The following is a 25680-nucleotide window of genomic DNA, read 5'->3' on the forward strand; positions in this document are numbered from 1 at the left end:
GTCACAGTGCTCTCCGCAGTCGTGGTGGTGTCAGGGGTCTCGGTGCGCATCAGAAGTACCCCTCCTTCTTGCGGTCCTCCATGGCGGCCTCCGAGAACCGGTCGTCGCCGCGGGTCGCGCCACGCTCGGTCAGACGTGCCACCGAGATCTCGGCGATGATCTCGTCCAGAGTGCTCGCCGTGGACTCCACGCAACCGGTCAGCGTCATGTCGCCACAGGTGCGGAAACGCACGGTCCGCTCAGAGGCGACCTCGCCGTCCCGGCACGGGTTGAGCGGGGTCTCGGTCATCAGCATGCCGTCACGCTCGAAGACGCGGCGCTGGTGCGCGAAGTAGATGTTCGGGATCTCGATCTGCTCGCGGCGGATGTAGTCCCACACGTCCAGCTCGGTCCAGTTGGAGATCGGGAAGATGCGCATGTGCTCGCCCTCGTGCAGGCGGCCGTTGTAGAGGCTCCACACCTCAGGGCGCTGGTTCTTCGGATCCCACTGCCCGAACTCGTCGCGGTGCGAGTAGACGCGCTCCTTGGCGCGTGCCTTCTCCTCGTCACGACGCCCGCCACCGAAGGCAGCGGTGAAACCGTTCTCCTCGATCGCGTTGAGCAGCGTCGGGGTCTGCAGACGGTTGCGCGAGGTCTTGCCGTCGTCGATCACGATGCCGCGAGCAATCGCGTCGTCGATCGAGGCGACCACCAGCTTCACGCCCAGGCGCTCCACCCAACGGTCGCGGGTCTCCATCACCTCGGGGAAGTCGAGGCCGTTGTCGATCTGCAGGATCGGGAACGGGATCTTCGCCGGGTGGAATGCCTTCTCCGCCAGACGCAGCATGACGATCGAGTCCTTGCCGCCGGAGAACATCAGCACCGGCTTCTCGAACTCCGCAGCCACCTCACGGAAGATGTGGATCGACTCCGCCTCGAGCTGGTCCAGCTGGCTCAGTCGATAGTCGGGGTGTGTGCTCATGGGATCTGTGTGACCTCTCGAGGGCGATACGGCAGCCGTCATCGTAAGCCGGTCGCCGCGTATGCGTTCTGACTTGCGCAGGCTGTGGACAGCCCGTCGGGACAGATGGTTGAAGGTGCTTCTTTTTCAGGACGCCGACGCGTCCCGGTGTCCCGTCAAGGCAGGCATGATGACGTCCAGGTAGCCGTTGATCTGCTCGACGGCAGCCTTCGCCGCCTCCGGCCCGTTCTTGTACGGGTCCGCGATGTCGTACTCGCTCAGGTGCGGCGCCCGGAACATGCCGGCCTGGGAGATCAGGGCGCGACCGGTGAGCGAGGCCCCCTGCACGGTCGCGGCGAACTGGCCCACCGTGAAGATCTTGCGGAACTCCCCGGGGTAGCGCTCCAGCAGGGCGTCCATGTGGCTCTGCTCGGCACACAGCAGGAGATCCGCGGCCTCGACCAACTGACGGCTCACCGGGTTGCTCCGGAAACGCTCCGCCGCACGCTTGGGGGCGAACGGCACCATCTCGGGGTCCATCCGGCGACCGACCACGGCCTCGGTGCCCACCGAGACGATCTCGATCCGGGAACCGGCCAGACGCTGAGCCTGCATCTCCATGTAGGGGGAGCGGCAGATGTTGGCGGTGCAGACGAACGCCACCGCGAGGTGCGCGTCCCGCTCGTCTCGCTCGTGCGTGGCGACCCGGGCCGGCGCGCCGGCGAAGATGTCGGTGCGCGTGGCAGGCGCGTTGGTCGTCCGGATCGGGCCGGTGCGCGGCGACACGGCGGCGAACGACGTGGTGTCGGCGTCGCGCAGGTCGCCGGGCTGCTCGACGTCGAGCAGCCCCTGGGCACGCAGCGCTGCCAGGACGTCCGCCAGCGCGGCCTCGACCGAACGGCCAGCGGTGTTGACCACCACGTCGGCGTCGTCGGGCGCCTCGTAGGGCGACGAGATGCCGGTGAACTCCGGGATCTCGCCGGCGCGGGCCTTCGCGTACAGGCCCTTGCGGTCGCGGCGTTCGCACTCGGCGAGCGGCGTGGCGACGTGCACCAGGAAGAAGCGTCCGCCGGCCTCCTCGACGTACTCCCGCACTTGGGCGCGCGTCGCGGCGAACGGTGCGATCGGGCTGACCACCGCGAGCCCGCCATGACGAGCGATCTCGGCGGCGACCCACCCGATATGACGGATGTTGGTCTCGCGGTCCTCGCGGGAGAAGGTCAGGCCGGCCGACAGGTTGCGTCGCACGACGTCGCCGTCCAGTGACGTCACCGATCGCTTGCCCTGCTCCAGCACCAGATCAGTGAGGGCTCGGGCCAGCGTCGACTTGCCGGAGCCCGACAGGCCGGTGAAGAAGACGACGACCCCCTGCTGATCCGGTGCGGGACGATCCTGAGCCACGACAGCGGCGACAGCAGCGGGGCGGTCGGCGGCGGAGACAGGCCCGGCGTGATCGGGGAGGGGCCAGAGCGGGTCGGCACCTGCGTAGGTGGCGACCACCTGGTCGCGGAGTGTGGCGTCGGCGTCGGAATCCGCTTCGGGATGGGTGGCAAGGGGAACCACCACGACGACGGCGTCAGGCAGTTCCTCGGCAGCAGCGAGCGTGGCGCGCACCAGATTGACGGGCGAGAGCTTCGGGGTGCCGGCGCCGACCAGCGCGAGCAGCACCAGCGGTCCTCGCTGCGACAGACGCGAGATCTGCATCGAGGTGAGTGCGTCGTCCACCGCGATCCAGCTGCGTCCTGCGTGGGCCGCGTGGGCCTCGGCGGGGGAGAGACGGAGACGTCGGAAGGGGCCGTGGGCCGGAGTGGCCAGGGCGGTCAGGGTGCCGTCCGGGGCGACGGTGGCCAGCGGGAGGCCTTCGGGGTCGACCAGTTCCACCTCCTGCTCGCGCAGGGCCGGGGGCAGGTCGAGGGTGATGACGGCGTCGTCGCCGCTGTCGAAACGGTCGCGCGGTGCCAGTGCTCCGTTCAGCAGGAGCTCGAGGTCGTCGAGCTCGCGCGGAGTCGGGCAGTGCTGCGGCAGAGGAGAGGACACCCGGGCATTCTCCCACGCGGACGACGGTGAGGTGGACGTGTGCGTCGAGGCCTACTGCTCCATCACGGAGATGTGCTCGATGATGGCTGTCGTGGAGATGGCCGGCGTGCGGGGCAGATAGACGACGTCGCAGATGTCCTTGAACTCGTCGAAGCGCCCGGCCCAGTCGTCTCCCATGACGAGCACGTGGGCGCCGAACTCCTTGATGTAGTCCCGCTTCAGCTCCAAGGACTCCTCGACGAAGACTGTGTCGACCATGCGCATAGCACTCAGGATCGCCACGCGCTCGGCCTCACTGAAAACCGGGTTGCGCCCCTTCTTCTTCATATTGAGTGCGTCAGAGGAGACGCCGACGACCAGTCGATCACCGTGCGCAGCGGCGCGCTCAAGGATGCGGAGGTGACCCAGATGGAAGACATCGAAGGTGCCGAAGGTGATGACCGTGCGGCGCTCGGGGTGGGTGTCGACGGAACTCATGCTTGTCCTTCATGTCGTGGGGCGGACGATTCCGCGGGGATCCAGTAGGCGGTGTAGGCGTGGTGGGTGACCTGCTTGTCGGCAGGCGGGAGCTGCATGTAATCGCCGTACATGGTGGTCAGGACGTAGTCCCAGCCGGAGGGAACGGCGAGGCTTCCCTCCTCTTCGAACGGCAGGCCGGAACCGGTCGCCATGAGCGCGGCGTCCACTGCCCAGGGGTAACTGCCGACCAAGATACCGAGGTCTCCGGAACCATTGACGGCGCTGCGGGCGAGGCGGTCGCGCAGGGTGCCGATCGCGGAGATCGGCAAGCGGTTCAGCGCGAACTGTGAGACCACGAGAACGAGGCGCTTGGGCAGGCTGTGGTCGTGTCGGGCGCGGACAGAGCGCAGCGTTTCCAGTGCCTGAAGGGCGCGGGACGTCGAGAAGGCGAACGTACGTCGCCAGCCGCTGGAGGCGACGTCGTCGACGGGCCAGATGTCAATGCCGACCCCTGAGGTGAAGGACATGTTCGCGTCCTCGACGACCTGGGTGCGGCGGTCCCAGATCTTGGCGAAGCCGAACGGCCAGGCGTCACCGGGGCGGCCGATCTGGAACTGGGGAAGGTGCGTGGCCGCTTCGGTAAGGAATCGGGTGTAGTCGGAGCGGGGCATCATCACGTCGATGTCGTCGTCCCAAGGGATGAATCCTGCGTGACGAGCGGCGCCCAGCAGCGTTCCGTACGTCAGTTGGTACCGGATCCCCGATCGCTCGCACAGGGAGACAACTTCGCGAAGGGTCTGGATCTGGACGGAGCGAACCTCGTCCGCGGACATCGATGCCATGAGTTCACCCTAGATTCACGCGGTAGGCCTTGGTGGTGCCCAGAGAATAGGCGAGGCCATGTTGATACGTTGCACCGGCCATGCTTGCAGTCGCTAACAATTGCAAGCACACTGGAGGGGTGACCATTCAGGAAGAGCCAGAGGCTACGCCGTCGAAGAAGCGTTCACGTGTGCAGAAGGTTGCATCGGGGGTGACTGCCGGCGTGGGCGCCGGGGTCGGCGCCGGCGTCAGCGCTGTCACGGCCGGAGTCAGCGCTGTCACCGGGAGCGTTGGCGCCGTCACCGGTGTCGGAAAGGTGGGGGAGTACCTCAAGGAGCAGCGCCTCGCGGCGAAGCTCTCGTTGCGTCAGCTCGCTGAGCTGGCAGGCGTCTCCAACCCGTATCTGAGCCAGATCGAACGCGGCCTGCGCAAGCCGTCCGCCGAGGTGCTGCAGCAGCTCGCCAAGGCGCTGCGCATCTCCGCCGAGCAGCTCTACGTCCAGGCCGGCCTGATCGCCCCCGAGACCCGCAGCGGCGTCAGCGTCGAGGCGGCGATCCTGGCCGACACCCGGCTCACCGTCGCCCAGCGGCAGTCGCTCCTCGAGATCCACGCCTCGTTCGTCGCCGTGCACGCCTCGTCGCGTCCTGCTGCAGCGCAGGCGCCGGAGCCGGACGAGCAGCCCTGAGGCCACCCACGTACGCACGGGCACCGGAGGGGGAGCCCGTACACACAGGAGGAAATATGAGCACCGAGACTGCAACCAAGCCCACCGGACGCTTCGCCGTCACCGACATCGACGTCAAGGCCGAGGCCGCGAAGGTTCTCTACGCCTACGCGGGTGCCGGCGACCTGGCCGTCCAGACGGTCCGCGACGCAGTGTCCGGAGCGGTCGAGGACGCCAGCAAGAAGGCCTCCGAGGTCCGCACCGAGGTCACCGAGAAGGTCACCGAGGCCAAGAGCGGCGTGTCCGAGATCGACCTCAAGCCCAGCGCTCTCGTCGCGAAGGCGACCGAGTTCGTCAAGGGCGCCGTCACCGCCGTCGAGGAGAAGGCCAGCGCCACCGTCGGTGACGCCAAGAGCCTCTTCGCCAAGGGCGTCTCCACCGTCACCTCCACCTATGCCGAGCTCGCCGAGCGTGGCGAGGGCGTCGTCTCGAAGGTGCTGGCCAAGGAGAAGGTCGCCGAGGTCCGCACCGAGGTCAAGGAAGTCGTCGCCAAGGCGGAGTCCGCCGTGGAGAAGGTGACCGAGGTGGCCGTCAAGGCACCTACCGCCAAGCCGGCCGCCCGTCGGGCCCCCGCGAAGAAGGCTGCCGCCAAGGTCGCCGAGGTCAAGGCGGCCGCGGTCCCCGCTGCCAAGCCGGCCCCGGCCAAGTCTGCTCCGGTGAAGGCCCCGGCGAAGAAGCCCGCCGCGTCGTCCCAGGGCACGCTCCCGGTCGAGCCGACCCGGGGCGACGCCAAGGCCTGAGTCCCGTGAACCGTCCGTGCGCGCTGGTGGTGGACCGGCGCGCACGGACTTCCTCGTTCTGGTGTGCCGCGGTGCCCGCTAGGCTCGCTGCGTGCTCTCCTCGCTGACCGCCCTCGTCGGACTCGTCGCCACCCTCGGCTTCGTCGTGGTGAAGGCGTACGCGCTGATCTCCGCGCTCACCTTCTCCGAGCAGGCCTATGAGGCCTCCGCCAAGCTCACCAAGGTCGCCTGGTGCGCCATCCTCGGCCTCGCGCTGGTGGCCCAGCTGGTGTTCCGCTCGCCGATCCAGATGCTCAACCTGGTGGGGCTGGTCGCGGCTCTGGTCTTCCTTGCTGACGTGCGTCCGGCGCTCCGGGACGTCACCCCCCGCTGATCCCCGGGGGAGGCCGCCGGTCGCTGTCTCCTGCTCGTTTCTCACGATCCGCCTCGGTTCGAGGTGTCGAATTGTGCACGGGGTGGGAAAATTTGGAGGCGACCCGGCGGGTCCTCCTTGCTGCGTGCGACCATGGGGTCGCGAACCGTCCGTCATCGGTTCGAGACAAACTCATGGGGAGTGATCAGCCAGTGGGAGACTTCATGTCCCGCCTGCAGCACCGCCGGAGCCTGGTGGCTTCTGGTTTCGACTTCATCGTCTGGATCGTCGCGTTCGAGGTCTGGACCGCGCTGAAGTTGCTCGAGGGCAACTCCAGCAGCGACTACTACGCAGGGGCGCTCCTGCTCGGCGCCGTCGCCGGCGTGCTGCACCTGCTGCTCGGCTGGAGCGTGCGTCTCCATCACGGCCGCTCGCGCCTCGCCTCCCTCGAAGAGGCCATCCTGCTCACCCTCGTCTCGGGCGCCGTGGGGCTGCTGATCTTCGTCGGCAACCTCGGCCCGATCGTCGTACCGCGCAGCGTGCCGGTCGGAGCCACGCTCCTGTTCCTCGTCGTCGCGCTCACCGGCCGCGCCGCCTGGCGCCGCAAGGTCGAGAGCGCACGTGAGCACGAGGACGCCGCCAACGCGACCCCGGTCATCATCGTCGGAGCGGGCGAGTCGGGCTACGACCTGGTCATCTCGATGCTCCGCGACCCCGACCACGAGTGGCGTCCCGTCGCGCTCGTCGACGACGACCCGGCCAAGCGCTACTACCGGATCCGCAACGTCCCGGTCCGCGGCACGACGGCCGACCTCGCAGCGGTGGCCCGTGAAGCCGGTGCCAAGGACGTCGTCATCGCGATCCCGAGCGCCGACAAGCAGACGATCGCGCACATCAACCTCCTCGCAGTCGAGGCCGGACTGAACGTCAAGGTGCTGCCCTCGCCGACCGAGATCCTCGGTGAGCACGCCGGCATCCGCGACCTGCGTGACATCAACCTCCACGACGTCCTGGGCCGCGCTCCGCTCGACACGGACGTCGCCGCGATCGCCGGTTACCTCAAGGGCAAGCGCGTCCTCGTCACCGGCGCCGGTGGCTCCATCGGTTCCGAGCTGTGCCGCCAGATCCACAAGTTCGGCCCCGCCGAGCTGATGATGCTCGACCGCGACGAGTCCGCGCTGCATGCCGTGCAGCTCTCGATCACCGGGCGTGGACTCCTCGACTCCGAGGACGTCATCCTCAACGACATCCGCGACATCGATGCGCTCCGCGAGATCTTCCAGCGTCGACGTCCCGAGGTCGTCTTCCACGCCGCGGCCCTCAAGCACCTTCCGATGCTCGAGCAGTACCCGGTCGAGGCGATCAAGACCAACGTCTTCGGCACCCGCAACGTCCTCGAGGTCTCCCGCGAGGTCCAGGTCGAACGCTTCGTCAACGTCTCCACCGACAAGGCCGCCAACCCGGCCAGCGTCCTGGGCTACTCCAAGCGTCTCGCCGAGCGTGTGACGGCCGAGTTCGCCGACGACGAGCACGGCACCTACCTCTCGGTCCGTTTCGGCAACGTCCTCGGTTCGCGTGGTTCGGTGCTCACCGCCTTCGCCTCGCAGATCGCCAAGGGGGGACCGGTCACGGTCACCGACCCCGAGGTCACCCGCTACTTCATGACGATCGCCGAGGCGTGCCAGTTGGTCGTCCAGGCCGCTGCGATCGGCGAGCCCGGTGAGGCTCTCGTCCTCGACATGGGCGAGCCGATCAAGATCCTCGACGTCGCCAAGCAGCTCATCGAGCAGTCCGGTCAGCCGATCCGCATCGAGTTCACGGGTCTTCGTCCCGGCGAGAAGATGCACGAGGAGCTCTTCGCCGACCACGAGCCCCAGGACGTCCGACCCAAGCACTCCGCGGTCTCCCACGTCCCGGTGCCCTCCGTGAGCGATGCAGAGATCGACGCGCTGCCGCTCAGTGGAGTGCGCGAGGACGTCATCAGGACGCTCGCCACCATGTGCGAGTATGGCAATGAGCAGGCCTCCGCAGTGGCCCGCTGAAGACCTCGCGGCCAGTGACGCTGGCCACCCCACGGACACGGTGCGTTCAGTCCCGTATGTTCGTGGATCACCGGAGCGGGTGGCGTCAGCGCCCTCCGGCAAGGACAGTCATGAGTAGGGGATGAAATGGCACTGGATTCTGAAGAGCGGCCCTGGGGGTCCTGGCACGTCATCGATGACGGCAAGGGCTACAAGGTCAAGCGCATCCACGTGAACCCTGGACAGCGGCTCTCGTACCAGACCCACGAGCACCGCTCCGAGCACTGGGTGGTCATCTTCGGCAAGGCCACCTGCCTCGTGGACGGCGTGGAGATCGTCGCCGGCCCCGGTCAGTCGGTCGACGTCGCCGTGGGTTCGGCCCACCGCATCGCCAACATGCACTCGGAAGAACTCGTCATCGTCGAGGTCCAGCACGGCGCCTATACCGGCGAGGACGACATCTGCCGCCTCGAGGACGATTATGGTCGTCAAGAGACCGCTGAGGTCGCTGCGGACGCTTGAGTGACCAAGAGGACCCCGACCAGACGGTAGGGGTCCTCTTTTATATTCGCGGCGGTTCCCCTCAGGAGGACAAGGCGTCGGCGATCATGTCGGCGTACGCCACGGCGCGGTCCCGTGCGGTGGGGTGATTCCGTGCATGCTCCACGCCGCGCGCGGCCAGGTCCGCACCGGCCGGGCTCAGCGCTTGCGTCAGGGCGTCAGCCAGCGCCACGGGGTCCGTTGGATCGGCGTACCAAGCGAAGTCGCCGGTCACGTCGCGCACGAAGTGGCGGTCGGAGGCCACGAGAGGGGTTCCGGTTATCAATGCCTCTAGCGGGGTGGCGGAGAACGCTTCGAGCAAGCTGGGGAACACTGCTGCCGCACTTGCTGCGTAAATGGAAGCCAATTGATCGACGGTCACTGATCCCACAGTGACGGAATGCTCCCGTACGTCAGGCGGGAGGAGGAGCCATTCGTCTTCACGCAGTGTGAGTAGGAACTTCACAGGGGAGCCGCGGCGCTTCATTTCAGCTCCCACCTTGCCAAGGACAGCGTGGTTCTTGTGGGGGTAAAGGCGTGTCACAAAGCACACGAGAGGTTCTGCAAGATTTTTCGGGATTGGAGCCGGAGACCATAGCGCGGGACGATCGAAGATCTGGTTGTAAGTGTTGGGAACGACAGCGACATCATCCTCTTTAATGTCCCACATATTGTGGAGAGCAGCGCGCATATGCGGAGCCTCCACGACCAAGCGGCGGCCCCGCGTCGAAATTCGAGAGGCCGTTCGGCGCATCAGATTCTTCAGCGCTGCCAATCGCGAGGTGTTCCTAGCGAACTCAGGCCAGAGGCTGGTCACGTCAGCAAAGCCAACAAAGCGATGTGCGGCCCGAAAAGGGACGTACTCGGGGCCGAAGACGGTGAATGAAACGTCATGCTTCTCGCGTAATTGGCCGAGGTTAATGGTCTTGTCGATCTCCGTGATAGGCAGGGCTGCCTTGGTGGCGGCGGAGATGTTGTTCATGACGTGGTGGGACGCGAGGACGACGACCTCGCCGTGGAGCCAAGCGTAATTCCCCTCGGTCTTCAGGCGGGCTAGTTCATCGAGAAAGGACGCCCCGACTTGGATGCCTCCGCCGTTCTTCAGGTTCGCCAGATTCAGGAGTACGCGCGACATGCCCCGGAGCCTAGCCGTGCGAACGTCGCCCCTGCCGGTCCGGTCCAGTGCCGCGGAGGGCAGTAGGGGTGGTCCTATGGAGTTAGCTCAGGTACCTCGTGAGAGCGTCGCGCCAGTCCCGAGGCTCGAAACCGGTGGCGAGGAGCGCGGAGAGGTCCAACCGGCTGTCATCTGGCCGCGGGGCAGGGGTGGTCGCCAGACCAGCGGTGTACTCCGCCGTGCTGACCGCCGTGACGTCGTCGGCCGGCCGGCCGCTCGCTGCGAACACCTCCTGGGCGAGGGCATGGAACGACGTCGCGTCGCCGCCGTTGCTCAGGTGGTAGGTGCCGTACGGCGGGCGGGTTTCGAGGAGGTGGCGTACGGCGCGGGCGATCTCGTCGGTGAACGTGGGCCGTCCGATCTGGTCGTCGACGACGCTCGGGCTCACGCCGCGTGCGGCCAATGACTGCATCGTGGCGACGAAGTTGGCGCCGTCGCCCACCACCCACGAACAACGCAGGACGTAGTGGTGAGGAGCGGCTGCCACCGCAAGGTCACCAGCTGCCTTGGACTGGGCGTAGACGCCGAGGGGTGCGAACGCCGACGACTCCGTCCAGCCGCCCTCGGGTGCGGTGCCGCTGAACACGTAGTCCGAGGAGAAGTGCACCAGCGTGAACCCGTGTTCACGCGACAGCGCAGCCAGACGGGCCGGCGCGGTGGCGTTGGCGGCCCACGCGTCCCGACGTCCCTGGTCGGTCTCCGCGGCGTCGACCGCCGTGTAGGCAGCCGCATTGACGACGACGTCGTGCGCACGCCAGTCCCAGGCAGCGACGGCGTCAGCGTCCGTGATGTCGAGGACGTCGCGGCCCACCACGAGGGCGTCGGGGAACTCCAGTGCCAGCGCGCGGCCGACCTGTCCGTTGCCGCCCAGCACCAGCATCCGCTGACGGGGGATCGCCATCTCCGGGGTGAGCGGACCGTAGGAGAGGTCCTTCTCGCTGAGGATGCACTCATCCAGCGGGATCGGCCACTCGATGCCCAGCGCCGGGTCGCTCAGAGCCACGCCGGGGTAGGCGGCGTCGGGGCGCCAGTGCTGGTTGACCAGGTAGGAGTACGTCGCTGCGTCGGTGAGTGTCTGGTAGGAGTTGGCGACGCCCCGAGGAACGAAGACCCCCACGCTGGGGTCCATCTCCATCGAGAACGTCTGCCCGAACGTCGGTCCCTCACGCATGTCCACCCAGGCAGCGAACACGCGGCCGTGGGCGATCGTCAGGTACTTGTCCCACGGTTCGGCGTGGAAACCGCGCGCCACTCCGCGGTCGGTGTTGAAGGAGAGGTTGTGCTGGACGGGCCCGAAGTCGGGCAGGCCCGCAGGCGTCATCTTGGCCCGCTGCCAGTTCTCCTTGAACCACCCCCGTGGGTCCTCGCGCAGGTCGAGTTGGACCACCAGGAGTCCCTCGATCGGGGTCTCCGTGACGTGGGGGAGAGGCGTGGATGCGCCGGAGGTGCTGGTCATGGAGTCAGTGTCCCTTCTGGGCGTACGTCGCCTCGGTGGCGGCCTTCACCGGGCGCCACCAGTCCTCGTGCTCGCGGTACCAAGTCACCGTGCGGGCCAGACCGTCGTGGAAGTTCTCGTGCCGGGGCCTCCACCCCAACTCGCTCCGCAGCCGCGTCGAGTTGATCGCGTACCGCAGGTCGTGTCCCGCCCGGTCGGCCACCTGGACGAAGTCGTCGGGGTCGCGGTCGAAGAGGACGTTGAGGTGGCGCACCACCTCCAGGTTGGACTGCTCGCCGTCGGCGCCGATCAGGTAGGTCTCACCGATCCGTCCGGCAGTGATGATTCGCCACACCGCAGAGGAGTGGTCGTCGGCGTGGATCCAGTCGCGCACGTTCGCGCCGGCGCCGTAGACCCGCGGAGCCCGGCCCTCGATCAGTTCGGTGATCTGGCGCGGGATGAACTTCTCCACGTGCTGCCACGGGCCGTAGTTGTTGGAACAGTTCGAGATCGTGGCGCGGACCTTGAACGAGCGCACCCAGGCCCGCACAAGATGGTCGCTGGCCGCCTTCGAGGCGGAGTAGGGCGAGGACGGGTTGTAGGCCGTGTGCTCGGTGAACCGGTCCGGGTCGTCGAGCTCGAGGTCGCCGTACACCTCGTCGGTGGAGACGTGGTGGAACCGCACGTCGTGACGCCGCACCGCCTCCAGAAGCGTGAACGTGCCCACGATGTTGGTCTGGACGAAGATGCGCGGGCCGGTCAGGGAGTTGTCGTTGTGCGACTCCGCGGCGAAGTGGACCACCACGTCGGCGGTCGCGACGAGACCGTCGACGAGACCCTCGTCGACGATGTCGCCCACCACCAGACGCACCCGGTCTGCGGGCAGGTCGGCCAAGGACGCCTCGGAGGAGGCGTAGGTCAGCTTGTCCAGCACCGTCACCCGGACATCGGTCTCCCGGACGAGGTGCCGAACGAAGTTGCAGCCGATGAAACCGGCTCCACCGGTCACGAGAACGTGGGTCATGGGGCGGATCCTAGGGTCGGCGGAGGTCCTCGACGGCGGTCATCCGCGCGAGGCCACCAGCGTGAGGGACGTACGCGTGTCGAAGGTGGTGCTGGTCCAGCGCGCGGACCCGTCGCCGTCCGTCGTCCAGACGGGGGAGTCAGCGTCGCCTGCAGCGGTCTGCGGACGCGGGGTGAACCCGGCCGGGAAGCGCACCGTGACATCGACCTTGGCCTTCTCCACCGTGGGCTGCGGGTCGAGGTCGAGCAGGTAGGTGAGGGAGTCGCCGGTGACCGTTGCGGCCTGCGGCACCACGTAGGTGACCTTCAACGTCCCGCTCTCACCGGCGCGCACCAGCGAGGGCTGCTCGACGTAGGGGCGGCCGTAGTAGTCGCCCGTCGTCGTCGCGGCGTCACGCGAGCCGTCGGAGTCGGCGACCCGGACCTTGCTCACCTCGGCGCCACGCGGCAGGAAGAGCGCCAGGTTCCCCTCGAGATTCGGGTCGGTGTACGCAGAGAGTTCGCCGTCGACGGTGGCGTCGTTGCCGTTCTTCACCTTCGCCGTCATCACGACCTCGGCGGAACCGTCCTCACGCAGCGTCACCTCCGAGGAGATCGACTTGCGCTGACCGAAGTCGGCCTTCGAGCCGACCAAGTTCTGGGTGAAGAAGCCGACGTAGTCGTGGTCGGTGTCAGCCAGGGCACCGTCGAGACCGAACTCGCCGGCCGCGGCCTGGGTGACGTCGTCGCGGAAGTAGAAGGCCAGGTGACGTCCGCCCGCGGAGTCCCCGACGGCCTGCATCGTGGAGACGAAGTCGTTCCCGGAGAAGAGCTGGTCCAGGAACGCCGGGACCAGGGCCCGGTTCAGGGCCTTGCGCTCGGCCTGCTGAGCGAGCGTGAACCGCTCGTAGTCACCGGCGGTGCGCTCCACGACGTTGTCGGCACGCAACTGGCCCAGGCCCTCGACGTAGACCGGACCGGTGACCTGCATCATCCGCGAGATCGCGACGACGTCGACCGCGATCAGACCGTCGACGTCACGCTTGCGCAGCTTCTCCCAGGCACGCAGGGTCTCCTCGCCCGACACCTCCCACGACGGGGCGATGTTGGCGTGGGTGATCTTCTGGGAGTACTGCGAGACGAACGGGTTGCCCTCGACGTGGTCCCAGTAGACGTTGCGGAAGATCTGCGGTGCGGTCTCGACGTCGAAGGTCTCACCGCGCTTGATCGTGCCGTTGTCGGCCGTGACCACCGAGAAGGTCAGCATCGAGCCGCCGGCGTACTTGAGCTCGGAGGGGTTCATCATCGCGACGAGGTACTTCATCGGTCGGTCCTTGCCGAGCGTCGCGGGCAGCTGGTCGACCATCGGCAGCAGCCGGTCGATGCCGTCGGCGACCGGGACCACCTGGTCGAGTGCCTCGTCGCGGGCCTCGGAGATCCGGGCGCCGATCATCGGTGCGGAACCGTCGACGTCGTCGAGATGGGAGCGTGCGGTGTCGACGTGGCCCTCGACGGTGCGCAGCGCGGCAGTCACGTCCGCCAGGACCGCGAGGTCCACCGACTTGCCCTCCATCAGGGTCGCGTCCTCGCCCGAGACCTGCGGGTAGACGGTCCGGGCGGCCTCGACCGCGGAGGTGAGTTCCGAGAGCGCCGTGCCGAGGTGGCGGGCGTCGCCCACGCCCGAACCGATCACCGGCACCCACGACCACACCCTCGCGCCGAAACCGTCCGTCACGTCGGTGACGGCGTCCACGTGGGTGCGCGCAGCGTCGAGATGCGTACCGGCCACCTCGACGTCGCCGACCTTGAACGCTTCGACCGCGGCGGTCAGTTCGCTCTTGGCCGCGTCCGCGTCAGCGGGGACCGAACGCAGGGGCAGCGCGAGCAGCGCGAGAGCGATCAGCAGCAGGCCCAGCACTCCTGTGACGACAAGAACGGGGTGACGACGTACGAAGTTCACTGCGCCATCGTCGCAGAAGCCCCCGCGCAACGGTCATGGTGCACGCGCCGGGGTCACCTAGGATCCGGCTCATGCGAGGAATCATCCTGGCCGGGGGGACCGGTAGCCGTCTGCACCCGATCACGCTGGGTGTCAGCAAGCAGCTGGTCCCGGTCTACGACAAGCCGATGATCTACTACCCTCTCTCGACGCTGATGCTGGCCGGTGTCCGCGACATCCTGGTGATCACCACCCCGCAGGACGCCGAGGCCTTCGAGCGACTGCTCGGCGACGGCTCCCGCTACGGGATCACGCTCACCTACGCCGTCCAGCCCAGCCCGGACGGTCTGGCACAGGCCTTCACGATCGGTGCCGAGCACATCGGTGACGACTCCGTCGCCCTCGTCCTGGGCGACAACATCTTCCACGGCGCCGGTCTCGGCACCCAGCTGCAGCGGTTCTCCGACCTCGACGGCGCCGCGGTCTTCGGCTACGCCGTCAGCGACCCGCGCGCCTACGGCGTCGTCGAGTTCGACGCCGACGGCAAGGCGCTCTCCCTGGAGGAGAAGCCCGACGTCCCCAAGTCGCGCTACGCGGTGCCCGGCCTCTACTTCTACGGCAACGACGTCGTGAAGTACGCCGCCGAACTGGAGCCGAGCGCCCGCGGTGAACTGGAGATCACCGACCTCAACCGTCGCTACCTCGAAGAAGGACGCCTGCAGGTGGAGGTGCTGCCCCGCGGCACCGCCTGGCTCGACACCGGCACCTTCGACTCCCTCAACGACGCCTCCAACTTCGTACGCACCATCGAGGGCCGTCAGGGCTACAAGATCGGTGCCCCCGAGGAAGTCGCCTGGCGGATGGGTTTCATCGACGACGCCGAACTGGCCGCGCTGGCCGCGCCGCTGCGCAAGTCCGGGTACGGCGAGTACCTGCTCAGCCTGCTCGACGACTGACGGCGAGTGGCCGGGCTCAGCCCAGGTCGGCGTCGACCATCTCCGCCACCATCTCCTCGAACGTGCGCGTCGGGACCCATCCCAGGTCCAGGCGGGCACGGCTCGCGTCCCCCAGCAGGACGGGCGCGTCATTCGGGCGGACATAGGCCTGGTCGATCCGTAGGAAACGTTCCCAGTCGCTGATCCCGACGTGGGCGAACGCTGCCGCAGCCAGGTCGTGCACCGAGTGCCCGACGCCGGTGGCGACGACGTAGTCCTGCGCGACGTCGTGCCGGGCTGCGCGCACCATCGCGTCGACGTGGTCCGGAGCCCACCCCCAGTCCCGCCGCACGCTCGTCGTGCCCAGCACCAGCTCGTCGGCCTCACCGCGCGCGATGGCAGCGACCGTCTGGGTGATCTTGCGGGTCACGAACGTGTTCGGCCGCCGCGGGGACTCGTGGTTGTAGAGCACTGCGTTGACGGCGAACTTCCCCGTAGCACGAGCGGCCTGCACCGCCTCGTGCGCCGCCGCCTTGGCCTCCCCGTACGGGTTCGTGGGCGCGAGCGGGGTGTCCTCGGTCTGCGGGTTCTGCGTCGGAGCGCCGAAGATCTCCGCGCTCGAGGCCTGCACGAACCGGGCTCCCACCGCGACACAGGCGTCCAGGAGCGCGATCGCGGCGTCGCCGTTGACGGCTCGCACCAGGTCGGGCTCCGTCCAACTGCGGGCCACCGAACTGATCGCGGCGAGGTTGTAGACCTCGTCCGGATTCACCTCAGCCACCAGAGCAGCGGTCGCGGCGTGGTCGGTCACGTCACCGCCGTGCAGGACGACGGCGTCGGGCACGAACTCCGGCCGGACGACGGAACCGTCGGGCCGGGGACGCACCAGGCCGTGCACCGCGTAACCGTCGGCCAGCAGCTGTTCGGCCAGATAGGAGCCGTCCTGACCGGCGCTTCCGGTGATCAGCGCACGGCGTCGCGCAGAACTCATTTCCAGCCGGCCTTGAGTGCCTCGAGGTCGGCGTCGACCATCATCCGGACCAGCGAGTCGAAGTCGACCTGCGGTTCCCAGCCCAGCACCCGCTTCGCCTTCGAGGCGTCACCGACCAGGGTGTCGACCTCTGCCGGACGCAGGAAGCGCGGGTCCTGACGCACGAACTGTTCCCAGCCGGAGATCCCGACGTGGTCGAACGCGATCGTCACCAGGTCCCGGATCGAGTGCGAGACGCCGGTCGCGATCACGTAGTCGTCGGCCTCGTCCTGCTGCAGCATCCGCCACATCGCCTCGACGTAGTCGCCGGCGTAGCCCCAGTCGCGCTGGGCGTCGAGGTTGCCGAGCACCAGTTCGTCCTGCAGCCCCAAGTGGATCTTCGCGACCGCCTTGGTGACCTTCCGCGTCACGAACTCCTCGCCACGTCGCGGCGACTCGTGGTTGAAGAGGATGCCGCTCGAAGCGTGCATCCCGTACGACTCGCGGTAGTTGATCGTCATGTAGTGGCCGAAGACCTTGCTGACGCCGTACGGCGAACGCGGCCACAGCAACGTCGTCTCCCGCTGCGGAACCTCCTGGACCTTGCCGAACATCTCCGAGCTCGACGCCTGGTAGAAGCGCACCTTGTCGAGGTCGCTGCCGGCGTGCAGGCGCAGCGCCTCCAACATCGTCAGGACGCCCTTGCCGGTGACGTCCGAGGTCAGGGCGGCGTTCTCCCACGAGTAGGCGACGAACGAGATCGCACCCAGGTTGTAGACCTCGTCGGGGTTCGAGGCGCTCAACGCACGCAGCAGCGAGGACATGTCGGTGAGGTCGCCGGTGTGCAGCTGCACGTCGGGCACGAGCTCCTCGACCAGCTCACGACGCGGGTTGTTCTGTCCGCGCACGACGCCGTGCACCTCGTAGCCCTTCGCCAGGAGCAGTTCGGCCAGGTACAGACCGTCCTGGCCGGTGATGCCGGTGACGAGGGCAGTGCGCCCCGCTCCGGGCAGCGTCGCGGGGGAGAGGGAGGTGTCGAGTGACATGGGCGACAGTGTGGCACCCCACGCGCCTCGGCGTACGCACGTATCGTGAGGCCTCATGAAGATCCTCGTCACCGGCGGAGCCGGCTACATCGGTTCGCACACCGTGCTCACGCTCCTGGAGAAGGGCCACGAGGTCGAGGTCGTCGACAACTACGACAACTCCTCGCCCGAGGCGATCCGGCGCGTGGAAGAACTGACCGGACGCACCGTCGTCTCCCACGAGATGGACCTGCGCGAGGAGGAACAGCTCACCGCGCTCTTCGCCACCGGTGACTTCGACGCCGTCATCCACTTCGCCGGCCTCAAGGCCGTCGGCGAGTCCGTCGCGAAGCCGACGCTCTACTACGGCACCAACCTCGAGTCGACGCTCTCGCTGGTCCGCGCGATGAGCGCCTCGAAGACCCGCACGCTGGTCTTCTCCTCGTCCGCGACCGTCTACGGCGAGCGTGCCGTGGTGCCGTACGTCGAGGAGTTCGAGCCGCTGGAGTCCACCAACCCGTACGGCAAGACCAAGGTGATGATCGAGCTCATGCTCGGCGACATCGCCGCGGCCGACCCGTCGTGGAAGATCGGCCTGCTGCGCTACTTCAACCCGGTCGGCGCGCACCCGTCCGGCCGGATCGGTGAGGACCCGCAGGGCATCCCCAACAACCTCACCCCCTACATCTCCCAGGTGGCGGTCGGACGTCTGGAGAAGCTCGGCGTCTTCGGCGACGACTACGACACTCCCGACGGCACGGGTCTGCGCGACTACATCCACGTCATGGACCTCGCCGAAGGCCACGTCGCGTGCTTGGAGCACCTGGACGCCAGCGAGATCTCGTGCCGGGCCTGGAACCTCGGCACCGGTGAAGGCACCTCCGTGCTGGAGGTCGTGAAGGCGTTCGAGAAGGCGTCCGGCGTCGAGATCCCGTATGAGGTGAAGCCGCGTCGTGCCGGCGACCTCGCGCGTTCCTACGCCAACGCGGAGCGCGCCAAGGCCGAACTCGGCTGGGAGGCCAAGCTCGGCATCGACGACATGTGCGCCGATCTGTGGCGCTGGCAGTCGAACAACCCGCAGGGGTACCGCGAGGCCTGAGCGCTGCGCTCGCCCTGACACCCCGACTCCGCAGGCAGTTCGTCCGGTGCCGCCCCACGCCCCGCGTGGGGCGGCACCGTGCTTTCGCCAATTGCCTGCCGGATCGGGGCTCGCGACGGGCCTGTGGATGAGGTCCGCGGCTGGCCTGACCGATCCGCGACCCTGACCGGGTGGACGTGACGGAGGTACTGGCTCGCCTGGGTGGCATCGCGGAGTGGGGCGAATTGCTCGGCCCCTGCAGCGCGGACCAGATCAGGCACGCGGTGACCACGGGACGGGTCGTCCGACTGAGGCGCAACCGCTACGCGCTCGTGGACACCGATGCACAACGCGCGGCAGCGGTGGCAGCGGGCGGAGTCTGCTCACACCTCAGCGCCGCCATGATGTGGGGCTGGAAGGTCAAGCACGAACCGCTGCGGCCCTGGGTCACGATGCCGCGCAACCGTCGGCGTCCCTCCGGCAACCTGGAGGTGCGCTGGGGCGACCTCGACGAGGAGGAGGTGCGGCACCATGTCACGAGGCCTGCTCGCACGGTGGTGGACTGCGCCCGCGCCCTTCCGTGGGATGAAGCGCTGGCGGTCGCCGACTCGGCGCTGCGCTCAGGAGAGGTGAGCAGGAGCGACCTCGTCGCAGCAGCAGAGCGCAGCCCTCGAACCGGGCGTACCCGCGCGTTGCGGGTGGTCGAGGCGGCGGACGGTCGGGCCGCCAACCCGTTCGAGTCCGTGCTGCGCGCGGTGGCGTTGGACGTGCCCGGGCTGGACGTCGAACCCCAGGGGGAAGTGCCCGGGGTCGGATGGGTGGATCTGTTGGACCGGCGACGCGGTGTCGTCGTCGAGGCCGAGTCGTTCGAGTTCCACGGCACGTTGACCGCTCTGCGCCGCGACGTCACCCGCTACACCGAGCTGACCCGACGTGGGTTCGTGGTGGTCCGGTTCCTCTGGGAGGAAGCCATGTTCGACCAGACCCGCGTCCGCGCTGTGCTGGCCGACATCGCCCCGCTTCGGCAGGCAGTTGGAAGCTGAGCGAGAGCGGTTCCTTGTCCGCCCCGCGAACTGCCTGCCGGATGGGGGTCCTAGTCTGCTCCCCGTGAGCGACTCCGAACTCCTGGTCACCTCGTCCGACGGCGTGGTGACGGTTGTCTTCAACCGACCGCACCGTCACAACGCCTTCACCAAGGCGATGTACGCCGAGATGCGTGCCCTCTTCACCGACCTGCAGACCCGACCCGACGTCCGCGTCGTCGTCCTGCGTGGGGCAGGAGGACGTGCGTTCGCGGCCGGCAACGACATCGGTGACTTCCTCGACGAGCCCGACGCGTCGGCCTACGAGGAGTGGATCGGGGAGATGCTCGACCTCCTCTTCGAACTCCCGCAGGTGACGATCGCGGCCGTCGACGGCGTCTGCGTCGGCGGTGGCCTGGCCGTCGCCACCCACTGCGACATCCGGATCGCGACCCCGGAGTCCCGCTTCGGCTACCCGATCGCGCGGACCCTGGGCAACGCGCTCTCCGCGCCGATCGTCTACCGCTGCGTCGCCGCGTTCGGTGAAGGCGTCACCCGCTCGATGCTGCTGACGGGTCGACTCGTCGACGCCGAACGGGCCTACTCGCTCGGTGCGCTGCACGAGATCACCGAGGACCTCAACGCTGCCGTCGACAAGCTCGTCGACGAGATCACCTTCGCCTCCGCCACCACCCAGCGCGCCACCAAGCGCCAGATCAACGCCCGCGCCCGCGCCACCGAGGTCCAGCCCGACTTCGACCGTGCGATGCTCGGCGACGTCTACACCGGCCCCGACTTCACCGAGGGCGTGCGTGCGTTCATGGCCAAGGAGAAGCCGCACTTCGGCACCGACGCCCACTGAGGCACCGCCCTGGCGGCGCCGACGCCTAGGCTCGACGTCATGAGCGAGCAGAAGCGGGACGACTTCGGCTGGGCCGCGCGGACCCACACGTGGCGTGACTGGACCCTCGCGGACCTGCTCGCGGCGAAGGGGACGACGACGGTGAGCCTCGTCGTCCCTGCCCGCAACGAGGCAGCGACGGTGGGGGCCGTGGTCACCCGGTGCCGTGAGGTGCTGATGGAGACCGCGGCGCTGGTCGACGAGATCGTCGTCATCGACTCCGACTCCACCGACGCCACTTACGACGTCGCCACCGACGCCGGCGCCGTCGTGCACCGCGCCTCGGAGATCCGTCCCGACCTCGGGACGTTCCGCGGCAAGGGCGAGGCGATGTGGAAGTCGCTCTTCGTGACCCGCGGTGACGTGGTCGTCTTCATGGACGCCGACCTCGTCGACTGGGACACCCACTTCGTGCCCGGCCTGCTGGGACCGCTGCTCACCGACCCCGAGGTGCAGCTGGTGAAGGGCTTCTACGCCCGTCCCGGCGACTCCGGTCCGTACGAGGGCGGACGCGTCACCGAACTGACCGCACGCCCGTTGATCGCGTTGCTGTTCCCACCGTTGGCCGGCTTGGTGCAGCCGTTGGCGGGGGAGTGGGCGGTGCGTCGCGACCACTTCTCGCACCTGTCGGTGCCCACCGGGTACGCAGTCGAGATCGCGTCGTTGATCGACACCTGGCGCACCCGTGGCCTCGACGCGATCGCGCAGGTCGACCTCGGCCGCAGGGCGCACTCGCACCAGAACCTCCTCGACCTCGGCGCGATGTCGACGCAGATCCTCACCGCAGCGTGGGCCCGCTCGACGCACAGCCACCACGCGGACGCTGTCCCGCTGACCCAGTTCGTCCCGGCCGCGGGCGGGGAGGGGTTCGTCCCTCGCATCGACGAGGTGCTGGTGGTGGAACGTCCCCCCGCCGCCGACCTCCTCTGAAGCACGCCCCACCGGTTTGGGTCGTCTTTCCGGTCGGGAAGCGACTCAAACCGGTGGGGCGCGAGGAGTTGTGGACGTCACATAGGGTCAGTGCCGTGACCCTGCGACTCCGGAGCCATTCGTTCGCCGACGACGCGACACTGATGATGGCGATCGTCAACCGCACCCCCGACTCGTTCTACGACAAGGGCGCCACCTGGGCCGAGGACGCCGCGGTCGAACGCGTCCGGCTCGTCGCTGGCCAAGGCGCGGAGATCGTCGACATCGGCGGGATCAAGGCTGCCCCCGGCGTCGAGATCTCCGCGGCCGAGGAGAAGGCCCGCGTCGTCGACTTCGTCGCCCGGATCCGCGAGGAGCACCCGCAGTTGGTGATCTCCGTCGACACCTGGCGGGCCGAGGTCGCCGACGCCGTCCTCGCCGTCGGAGCGGACCTCATCAACGACGCGTGGGGCGGCGCGGACCCGGACGTCGTCGACGTCGTCGCGCAGTACGACGCCTCCCTGGTCTGCACCCACACCGGCGGCGTGCAGGTCCGCACCCGGCCGCACCGGATCGAGTACGACGACGTCGTCGCTTCCGCGATCGCCGACACCGTCGCCTACGCCGAACGCGCACTCGCTGCCGGCGTCGCGCGGGAGTCGCTGATCATCGACCCGGCCCACGACTTCGGCAAGAACACCTTCCACTCCCTCGAAGTGACCCGCCGTCTCGGCGAGATGGTCGACACCGGCTGGCCGGTCCTGGTGAGCCTGAGCAACAAGGACTTCGTCGGGGAGACCCTCGACAAGCCGGTCGGTGAACGCCTCACCGGAACCCTGGCCGCCACCAGCGTCTGCGCGCTCGCCGGGGCCCGGATCTACCGCGTCCACGAGGTCGTCGAGACCCGCGAGACCGTCGACATGGTGTGGACCATCGCCGGGCGTCGCCTCCCGGCCCGAGCAGTGCGAGGACTCGCCTGATGACCGCCGTTCCCACTGCCCGAGACGCCGGAGTCACCGGTCAGCAGCCCCGTGGACGCCGCGTCGTCGTCATTCCCGGGGCGCCCGTGCTGCTCGCCCAGTACGCCTCGCTCACCGATCCGGTGCCCGCGCTGCGTGCCGCCTGCCGCGAGGCGCTGGACTGGCTCGGCGACGACGTCCGGGTCCTCGCCGATGACGCCCAGGGCCTGCGGATCGCCGGCGAGCTGTTGGGACGCACGCCGTCGACGAGCCCTGATGCCGACGTCGTCGTGGTCGCCAACGGGTCCGCGCGTCGCACCGAGAAGGCGCCCGGACACCTCGACGACCGCGCCGCAGCGTTCGACGCCCACGTCGGCGACATGCTCGACCGCGGTGACCTCGCCGGACTCGCCGGACTCGACCACGCCCTGGCCACCGAGCTGCTCACCGCAGGTCTCGGTCTGTTCACGACGCTGGCCGACGAGGGCTGGGTGGTGCAGGGTGGTGGGATCGACCGCGCCGAGGATCCCTTCGGCGTCATGTACTGGGTGGTGAGGTGGCAATGCGCATCCTGATCAGTTCCGATGCTCCGACCGCGACGAGCAACGAGGTCGACGACGCGACGCTCGCCCGGCTCTACGCCGCGGACCCGGCCCACAGCCCCGTGGGCGACGGGGTGTGGCTGCGCGTCAACATGGTCTCCACCGTCGACGGGTCAGCACAGGGTGAGGACGGCGCGAGCGGCAGCATCAACAACGCTGCCGACAAGCGCGTCTACGACCTTCTGCGTGCCCAGGCCGACGTCGTCGTGGTGGGGGCAGGCACCGCGCGTGACGAGGGCTACGGTCCCGCTGACGTGCCGCTCGTCGTCGTCTCCCGATCGGGTCGTGTGCCGGAGAAGCTGCGAGGCCACGCGCCGGGCCGGGTCCGGTTGGCGACCGTCGAGAAGGCCGAACGTCTCGCCGAAGCACGCGAACTGCTCGGTGACGAGCACGTCTGGACCCTCGGCGGCTACGCCATCAACCGTGGCTCCCTCCGCGCACGACTGGCGCAGGAAGGCTTCGCCCAGGTGCTCGCCGAAGGCGGCCCGCACCTGTTCCGCGACATGCTGAACGCCGAGGTGGTCGACGAGGTCTGCCTGACCGTGGTGCCGCGACTGGTCGCCGGAGACCACGCCCGGATCACCGCCGGCGGCGGCATCGACGTTCCGCTCACTCCGACACTGCTGCTCGAGGAGTCAGGCACGCTCCTGGGACGCTGGCGCGTCGTCCGCTGACGACCCTCCCGCTGAGAGCATCACCGGCCCGGTGAGGCCACCGTCGAGCCGAGCACCTCGGAGCGACGCCCGGTGCGCAGCATCACCGCTGAGGTCAGCCGGCGTTCTTCGGGTGTGTGCAGCCGGTGGCTGATCAACGCCAGGTTTCCGCCCACCACCGGGACGATGCGGACGTCCTCCTCGGCGCCGCCGACCACCCACAAGGATGTCTTGTCGACGCCGTTGCGTAGCAGTTTCTTGCGTTCCTTCCGGACCGACGACGGGATCTTCGTGCCGCCGTCCAGGGACCCTGTCATCCAGAACTCGGCGATCGCGGCGCCTGCAGCCACGGCCTCTGCGCGCACCGCGTCGGTCACCGTGGAGGTGGGATTTCCCGGAGGAGGTGCAGCCTCGACGATCTTCACGGTGCCGGCCTTGCGCCACGGCTTCTCGAATGCGTCACGAGTGAGTACCGCCAGTCGGGTCCGGGGCTGGTCGCGGGAGGGCGGGACCTCGGCGACGGCCCACATCGGGTAGGCAGTGAACCCGAGCGCGTGCACCAGACGGGGGGCGTTGTCCAGGACCTGTGCCGCCTCGTCCAGGGTGATGGCGGTGCGGGCGGCTGGGGCCTGCGACACCGGTACCGCACGTGGTGCCGCACACCCGGCGACGGTCAGTCCCAGTGAGAGCGCGAGCCCGGCCGTCAGTGTCGTGCGGCGGTACGGGGCAGGGAGGTTGGATTCAGGGGACGGAGGTCGGATCCGGGTCGAGAACGTGGACGCAGTCGGCGGTGGGGCGACCGGCGTCACTGTGCGAGGCGCCTCGGGCGGGGCAGCACGGAGCCTGCGTCGGCGCAGCAACCACCACACCAGGATCAGCAGGCCCCCCAGAGCCGCGAGTGCGAGGTGCAGGACGAAGGCGCGCTCGGAGTGGACGCCCAAGGAGAACGTCACCGACTCCTCCGGCGAGACCGGGAACGCCACCACGTCGACGGGGGCACCACCCAACGGGACCACCACCGTGGAGATCTCGGGGAACGACGGGTCGTCGTCGCGTCCACCGTCGCTCGCTGCCCGGACCGCGGCGGAGCTCTCGGGTGACACCTGGCTCCACCCGACCAGACGGTCCGGACGCAGGTCCTGGTAGGTCGCCGGAGGCCCGTCGGTGAGCATCCGGCCGTCGACGTTGCCGAAGAACATCTTCGAGATCTCGAAGTGCGACCGCTCCGCCAACAGGCTCTCGGTGTCGACCCGGTGGCTGGCCGCCAGGAAGACACCGCTCGGGGCGCTCGCGGTGACCTCCATGTCGATGTTGCGGAACGCGGTGATCTCCGGATGCGTGGACACGGCCGTGCCGGCAGCGGTCAGGGGCACGGTCCGGGTGCCGATGGTGACAGAGGAGTCGGGGCCGAGGAAGGCCGCGACCGCACCGCCGTAGACGACCAGCAGCAGGCCGAGCACCAGCAGCACCCGCCAGGTGCGTCCCCGTCGTGCTGCCATGCGTCCCCCTGCCGGCTCGGCCCGCCCCCTGCGGACCCACCGTCACCGAGAACTCCCGGGCCGGTGCTCGGAGGCTAGCGGCTGGGAGTGGTGCGGGGAAACGATCGTTCGAGGAGCGTCGCGGCGTCGAGCAAGGTGGGGCCGAAGTGGCTCAGGATTCGCCGGTCCAGGCACCGGACCGGCGTCCGGTGGAAGTGCGCGGAGACCGGTGCCAGGTCGGCCGTCTCGACGTCGTCGACGAGCAGGACCACCACGTCGAGGTGGTGGGACTCGATCTCCTCGGGAGTCATCGTCGGGAACCGATCGCGGTGGCTGGCCATGACGTTCTCGACGCCGTGGTGCGCCAGCAGGTCAGTGGCCAGGTGATTGCGTCCCACGACCGTCCACGGGTCGGTGTCGACGAGCACGACCACACGTTCGTGGGAGGTCTCCATCGGCTTGCTCCAGCGCTGCTGCGCCACGCGCCACCACGCCGGGAGCGAACTCCCCAGGCCCTCGGAGATGAGCCGTTCGACGGAGTGCAGGGCCTGGGCCACGGTCTCGACCTCGGTCACCCAGACACCGACGCCGGCCTCGCGCAGACGCTGCACGTCGGCGAGACGATTCTCCGACTTGCTGGCCAGGACGAGGTCGGGCACGAGTCGTGAGACCAGCCGCAGGTCGGGTTGCCGGGACGAGCCGAGGACCGCCACGTCGGGGCTCACGGCCGTGTGCAGGACGGGCCCGGGCAGGGGCGGAAGCGCGACGTCGGAGGTGACGCCCACCAACAGGTTCACGTCGAGGGTCGAGACCACTTCGGTGAGGCTGGGGGACAGGCTCACCACTCGCCGCACGGGTTGGGCGAGAGGAACGAGATCGCCGAGGTCGTCGAGCCGCTCGATGCGCATGCATCCACCCTAGTCCGGGTGGTCCGGTGGCCGACGCCATGGACGGGGCTGTTGT

Annotated in this window: 25 protein-coding genes; 13 read left to right on the forward strand and 12 right to left on the reverse strand. The window is 68.6% G+C overall.

Annotated features, from left to right (window positions below; all coding sequences use genetic code 11):
- Window positions 1–49 precede the first annotated feature (49 nt).
- The 4 genes from cysD to EOV43_RS02210 all read right to left on the reverse strand — a co-directional run bounded on the left by cysD (window position 50) and on the right by EOV43_RS02210 (window position 4278).
- Window positions 50–961 (reverse strand): sulfate adenylyltransferase subunit CysD, encoded by a 912-nt coding sequence (gene cysD, locus EOV43_RS02195; protein ID WP_128219478.1) that lies wholly within the window; start codon window positions 959–961, stop codon window positions 50–52.
- Window positions 962–1087: 126 nt separating this feature from the next.
- A complete protein-coding gene (gene cysC / locus EOV43_RS02200) occupies window positions 1088–2977 on the reverse strand; it encodes an adenylyl-sulfate kinase (RefSeq protein ID WP_128219479.1) in 1890 nt (629 codons plus the stop codon).
- 51 nt (window positions 2978–3028) lie between these two features.
- Window positions 3029–3454 (reverse strand): FAD synthase family protein, encoded by a 426-nt coding sequence (locus tag EOV43_RS02205; RefSeq protein WP_128219480.1) that lies wholly within the window; start codon window positions 3452–3454, stop codon window positions 3029–3031.
- A complete protein-coding gene (locus EOV43_RS02210; protein ID WP_128219481.1) occupies window positions 3451–4278 on the reverse strand; it encodes a LicD family protein in 828 nt (275 codons plus the stop codon). The genes EOV43_RS02205 and EOV43_RS02210 overlap by 4 nt, the downstream gene beginning before the upstream one ends.
- 170 nt (window positions 4279–4448) lie before the next feature.
- On the opposite strand from EOV43_RS02210, the gene EOV43_RS15640 reads away from it, so the two are divergent.
- The 5 genes from EOV43_RS15640 to EOV43_RS02235 all read left to right on the forward strand — a co-directional run bounded on the left by EOV43_RS15640 (window position 4449) and on the right by EOV43_RS02235 (window position 8617).
- On the forward strand, window positions 4449–4943 hold the full coding sequence (locus EOV43_RS15640; protein ID WP_277745768.1) for a helix-turn-helix domain-containing protein: 495 nt from the start codon (window positions 4449–4451) through the stop codon (window positions 4941–4943).
- Between the two features lie 56 nt (window positions 4944–4999).
- Window positions 5000–5722: a hypothetical protein gene (locus EOV43_RS02220; RefSeq protein WP_128219483.1), complete on the forward strand. Its 723-nt coding sequence runs from the start codon at window positions 5000–5002 to the stop codon at window positions 5720–5722.
- Window positions 5723–5813: 91 nt separating this feature from the next.
- A complete protein-coding gene (locus EOV43_RS02225) occupies window positions 5814–6095 on the forward strand; it encodes a DUF2516 family protein (protein WP_128219484.1) in 282 nt (93 codons plus the stop codon).
- A gap of 203 nt (window positions 6096–6298) precedes the next feature.
- A complete protein-coding gene (locus EOV43_RS02230; RefSeq protein WP_128219485.1) occupies window positions 6299–8116 on the forward strand; it encodes a polysaccharide biosynthesis protein in 1818 nt (605 codons plus the stop codon).
- A gap of 126 nt (window positions 8117–8242) precedes the next feature.
- Window positions 8243–8617, forward strand: a complete 375-nt coding sequence (locus EOV43_RS02235) for a phosphomannose isomerase type II C-terminal cupin domain (protein ID WP_128219486.1) — start codon at window positions 8243–8245, stop codon at window positions 8615–8617.
- A gap of 61 nt (window positions 8618–8678) precedes the next feature.
- Here EOV43_RS02235 and EOV43_RS02240 read toward each other — a convergent pair whose 3' ends face one another.
- The 4 genes from EOV43_RS02240 to EOV43_RS02255 all read right to left on the reverse strand — a co-directional run bounded on the left by EOV43_RS02240 (window position 8679) and on the right by EOV43_RS02255 (window position 14206).
- The gene (locus EOV43_RS02240) at window positions 8679–9770 is read right to left on the reverse strand and encodes a glycosyltransferase family 4 protein (RefSeq protein ID WP_128219487.1); all 1092 of its coding nucleotides are present in this window, start codon (window positions 9768–9770) and stop codon (window positions 8679–8681) included.
- An 82-nt stretch (window positions 9771–9852) separates the two neighbouring features.
- On the reverse strand, window positions 9853–11265 hold the full coding sequence (locus EOV43_RS02245; protein ID WP_128219488.1) for a sugar nucleotide-binding protein: 1413 nt from the start codon (window positions 11263–11265) through the stop codon (window positions 9853–9855).
- Window positions 11266–11269: 4 nt separating this feature from the next.
- On the reverse strand, window positions 11270–12268 hold the full coding sequence (rfbB, locus tag EOV43_RS02250) for a dTDP-glucose 4,6-dehydratase (RefSeq protein WP_128219489.1): 999 nt from the start codon (window positions 12266–12268) through the stop codon (window positions 11270–11272).
- Between the two features lie 39 nt (window positions 12269–12307).
- On the reverse strand, window positions 12308–14206 hold the full coding sequence (locus EOV43_RS02255) for a DUF4012 domain-containing protein (RefSeq protein WP_128219490.1): 1899 nt from the start codon (window positions 14204–14206) through the stop codon (window positions 12308–12310).
- A 71-nt stretch (window positions 14207–14277) separates the two neighbouring features.
- Here EOV43_RS02255 and rfbA point away from each other — a divergent pair, with 71 nt between their 5' ends.
- Window positions 14278–15141: a glucose-1-phosphate thymidylyltransferase RfbA gene (rfbA, locus tag EOV43_RS02260; protein WP_128219491.1), complete on the forward strand. Its 864-nt coding sequence runs from the start codon at window positions 14278–14280 to the stop codon at window positions 15139–15141.
- A gap of 16 nt (window positions 15142–15157) precedes the next feature.
- On the opposite strand, the gene EOV43_RS02265 is transcribed toward rfbA, so the two are convergent.
- Both EOV43_RS02265 and gmd read right to left on the reverse strand, forming a co-directional pair.
- A complete protein-coding gene (locus EOV43_RS02265; protein WP_128219492.1) occupies window positions 15158–16111 on the reverse strand; it encodes a GDP-mannose 4,6-dehydratase in 954 nt (317 codons plus the stop codon).
- Window positions 16108–17136 (reverse strand): GDP-mannose 4,6-dehydratase, encoded by a 1029-nt coding sequence (gene gmd / locus EOV43_RS02270; RefSeq protein WP_128219493.1) that lies wholly within the window; start codon window positions 17134–17136, stop codon window positions 16108–16110. Before gmd ends, EOV43_RS02265 begins: the two co-directional genes overlap by 4 nt.
- Window positions 17137–17191: 55 nt before the next feature.
- Here gmd and galE point away from each other — a divergent pair, with 55 nt between their 5' ends.
- From galE to EOV43_RS02305, 7 genes are all read left to right on the forward strand, one after another.
- The gene (galE, locus tag EOV43_RS02275) at window positions 17192–18214 is read left to right on the forward strand and encodes a UDP-glucose 4-epimerase GalE (protein ID WP_128219494.1); all 1023 of its coding nucleotides are present in this window, start codon (window positions 17192–17194) and stop codon (window positions 18212–18214) included.
- A gap of 170 nt (window positions 18215–18384) precedes the next feature.
- Window positions 18385–19236, forward strand: coding sequence for a hypothetical protein (locus tag EOV43_RS02280; RefSeq protein WP_206611374.1), 852 nt, complete (start codon window positions 18385–18387; stop codon window positions 19234–19236).
- 64 nt (window positions 19237–19300) lie between these two features.
- Window positions 19301–20077, forward strand: coding sequence for an enoyl-CoA hydratase-related protein (locus EOV43_RS02285; RefSeq protein WP_128219495.1), 777 nt, complete (start codon window positions 19301–19303; stop codon window positions 20075–20077).
- Window positions 20078–20116: 39 nt separating this feature from the next.
- Window positions 20117–21046, forward strand: coding sequence for a glucosyl-3-phosphoglycerate synthase (locus EOV43_RS02290; RefSeq protein WP_128219496.1), 930 nt, complete (start codon window positions 20117–20119; stop codon window positions 21044–21046).
- Between the two features lie 95 nt (window positions 21047–21141).
- Complete coding sequence (gene folP, locus EOV43_RS02295; protein ID WP_239022185.1) at window positions 21142–22005, forward strand: dihydropteroate synthase; 864 nt, start codon at window positions 21142–21144, stop codon at window positions 22003–22005.
- Window positions 22005–22559 carry a class III extradiol ring-cleavage dioxygenase family protein gene (locus tag EOV43_RS02300; protein WP_128219497.1) on the forward strand — a complete coding sequence of 185 codons (555 nt, stop codon included), beginning with the start codon at window positions 22005–22007 and terminating at the stop codon, window positions 22557–22559. Before folP ends, EOV43_RS02300 begins: the two co-directional genes overlap by 1 nt.
- A complete protein-coding gene (locus EOV43_RS02305) occupies window positions 22547–23260 on the forward strand; it encodes a dihydrofolate reductase family protein (protein ID WP_128219498.1) in 714 nt (237 codons plus the stop codon). Before EOV43_RS02300 ends, EOV43_RS02305 begins: the two co-directional genes overlap by 13 nt.
- A 20-nt stretch (window positions 23261–23280) precedes the next feature.
- On the opposite strand, the gene EOV43_RS02310 is transcribed toward EOV43_RS02305, so the two are convergent.
- Window positions 23281–24738: a hypothetical protein gene (locus EOV43_RS02310; RefSeq protein WP_128219499.1), complete on the reverse strand. Its 1458-nt coding sequence runs from the start codon at window positions 24736–24738 to the stop codon at window positions 23281–23283.
- 74 nt (window positions 24739–24812) lie between these two features.
- On the reverse strand, window positions 24813–25625 hold the full coding sequence (locus EOV43_RS02315; RefSeq protein ID WP_128219500.1) for a helical backbone metal receptor: 813 nt from the start codon (window positions 25623–25625) through the stop codon (window positions 24813–24815).
- Between the last annotated feature and the right edge of the window lie 55 nt (window positions 25626–25680).

Source organism: Nocardioides yefusunii, assembly GCF_004014875.1.
GTDB classification, from domain to species: domain Bacteria; phylum Actinomycetota; class Actinomycetes; order Propionibacteriales; family Nocardioidaceae; genus Nocardioides; species Nocardioides yefusunii.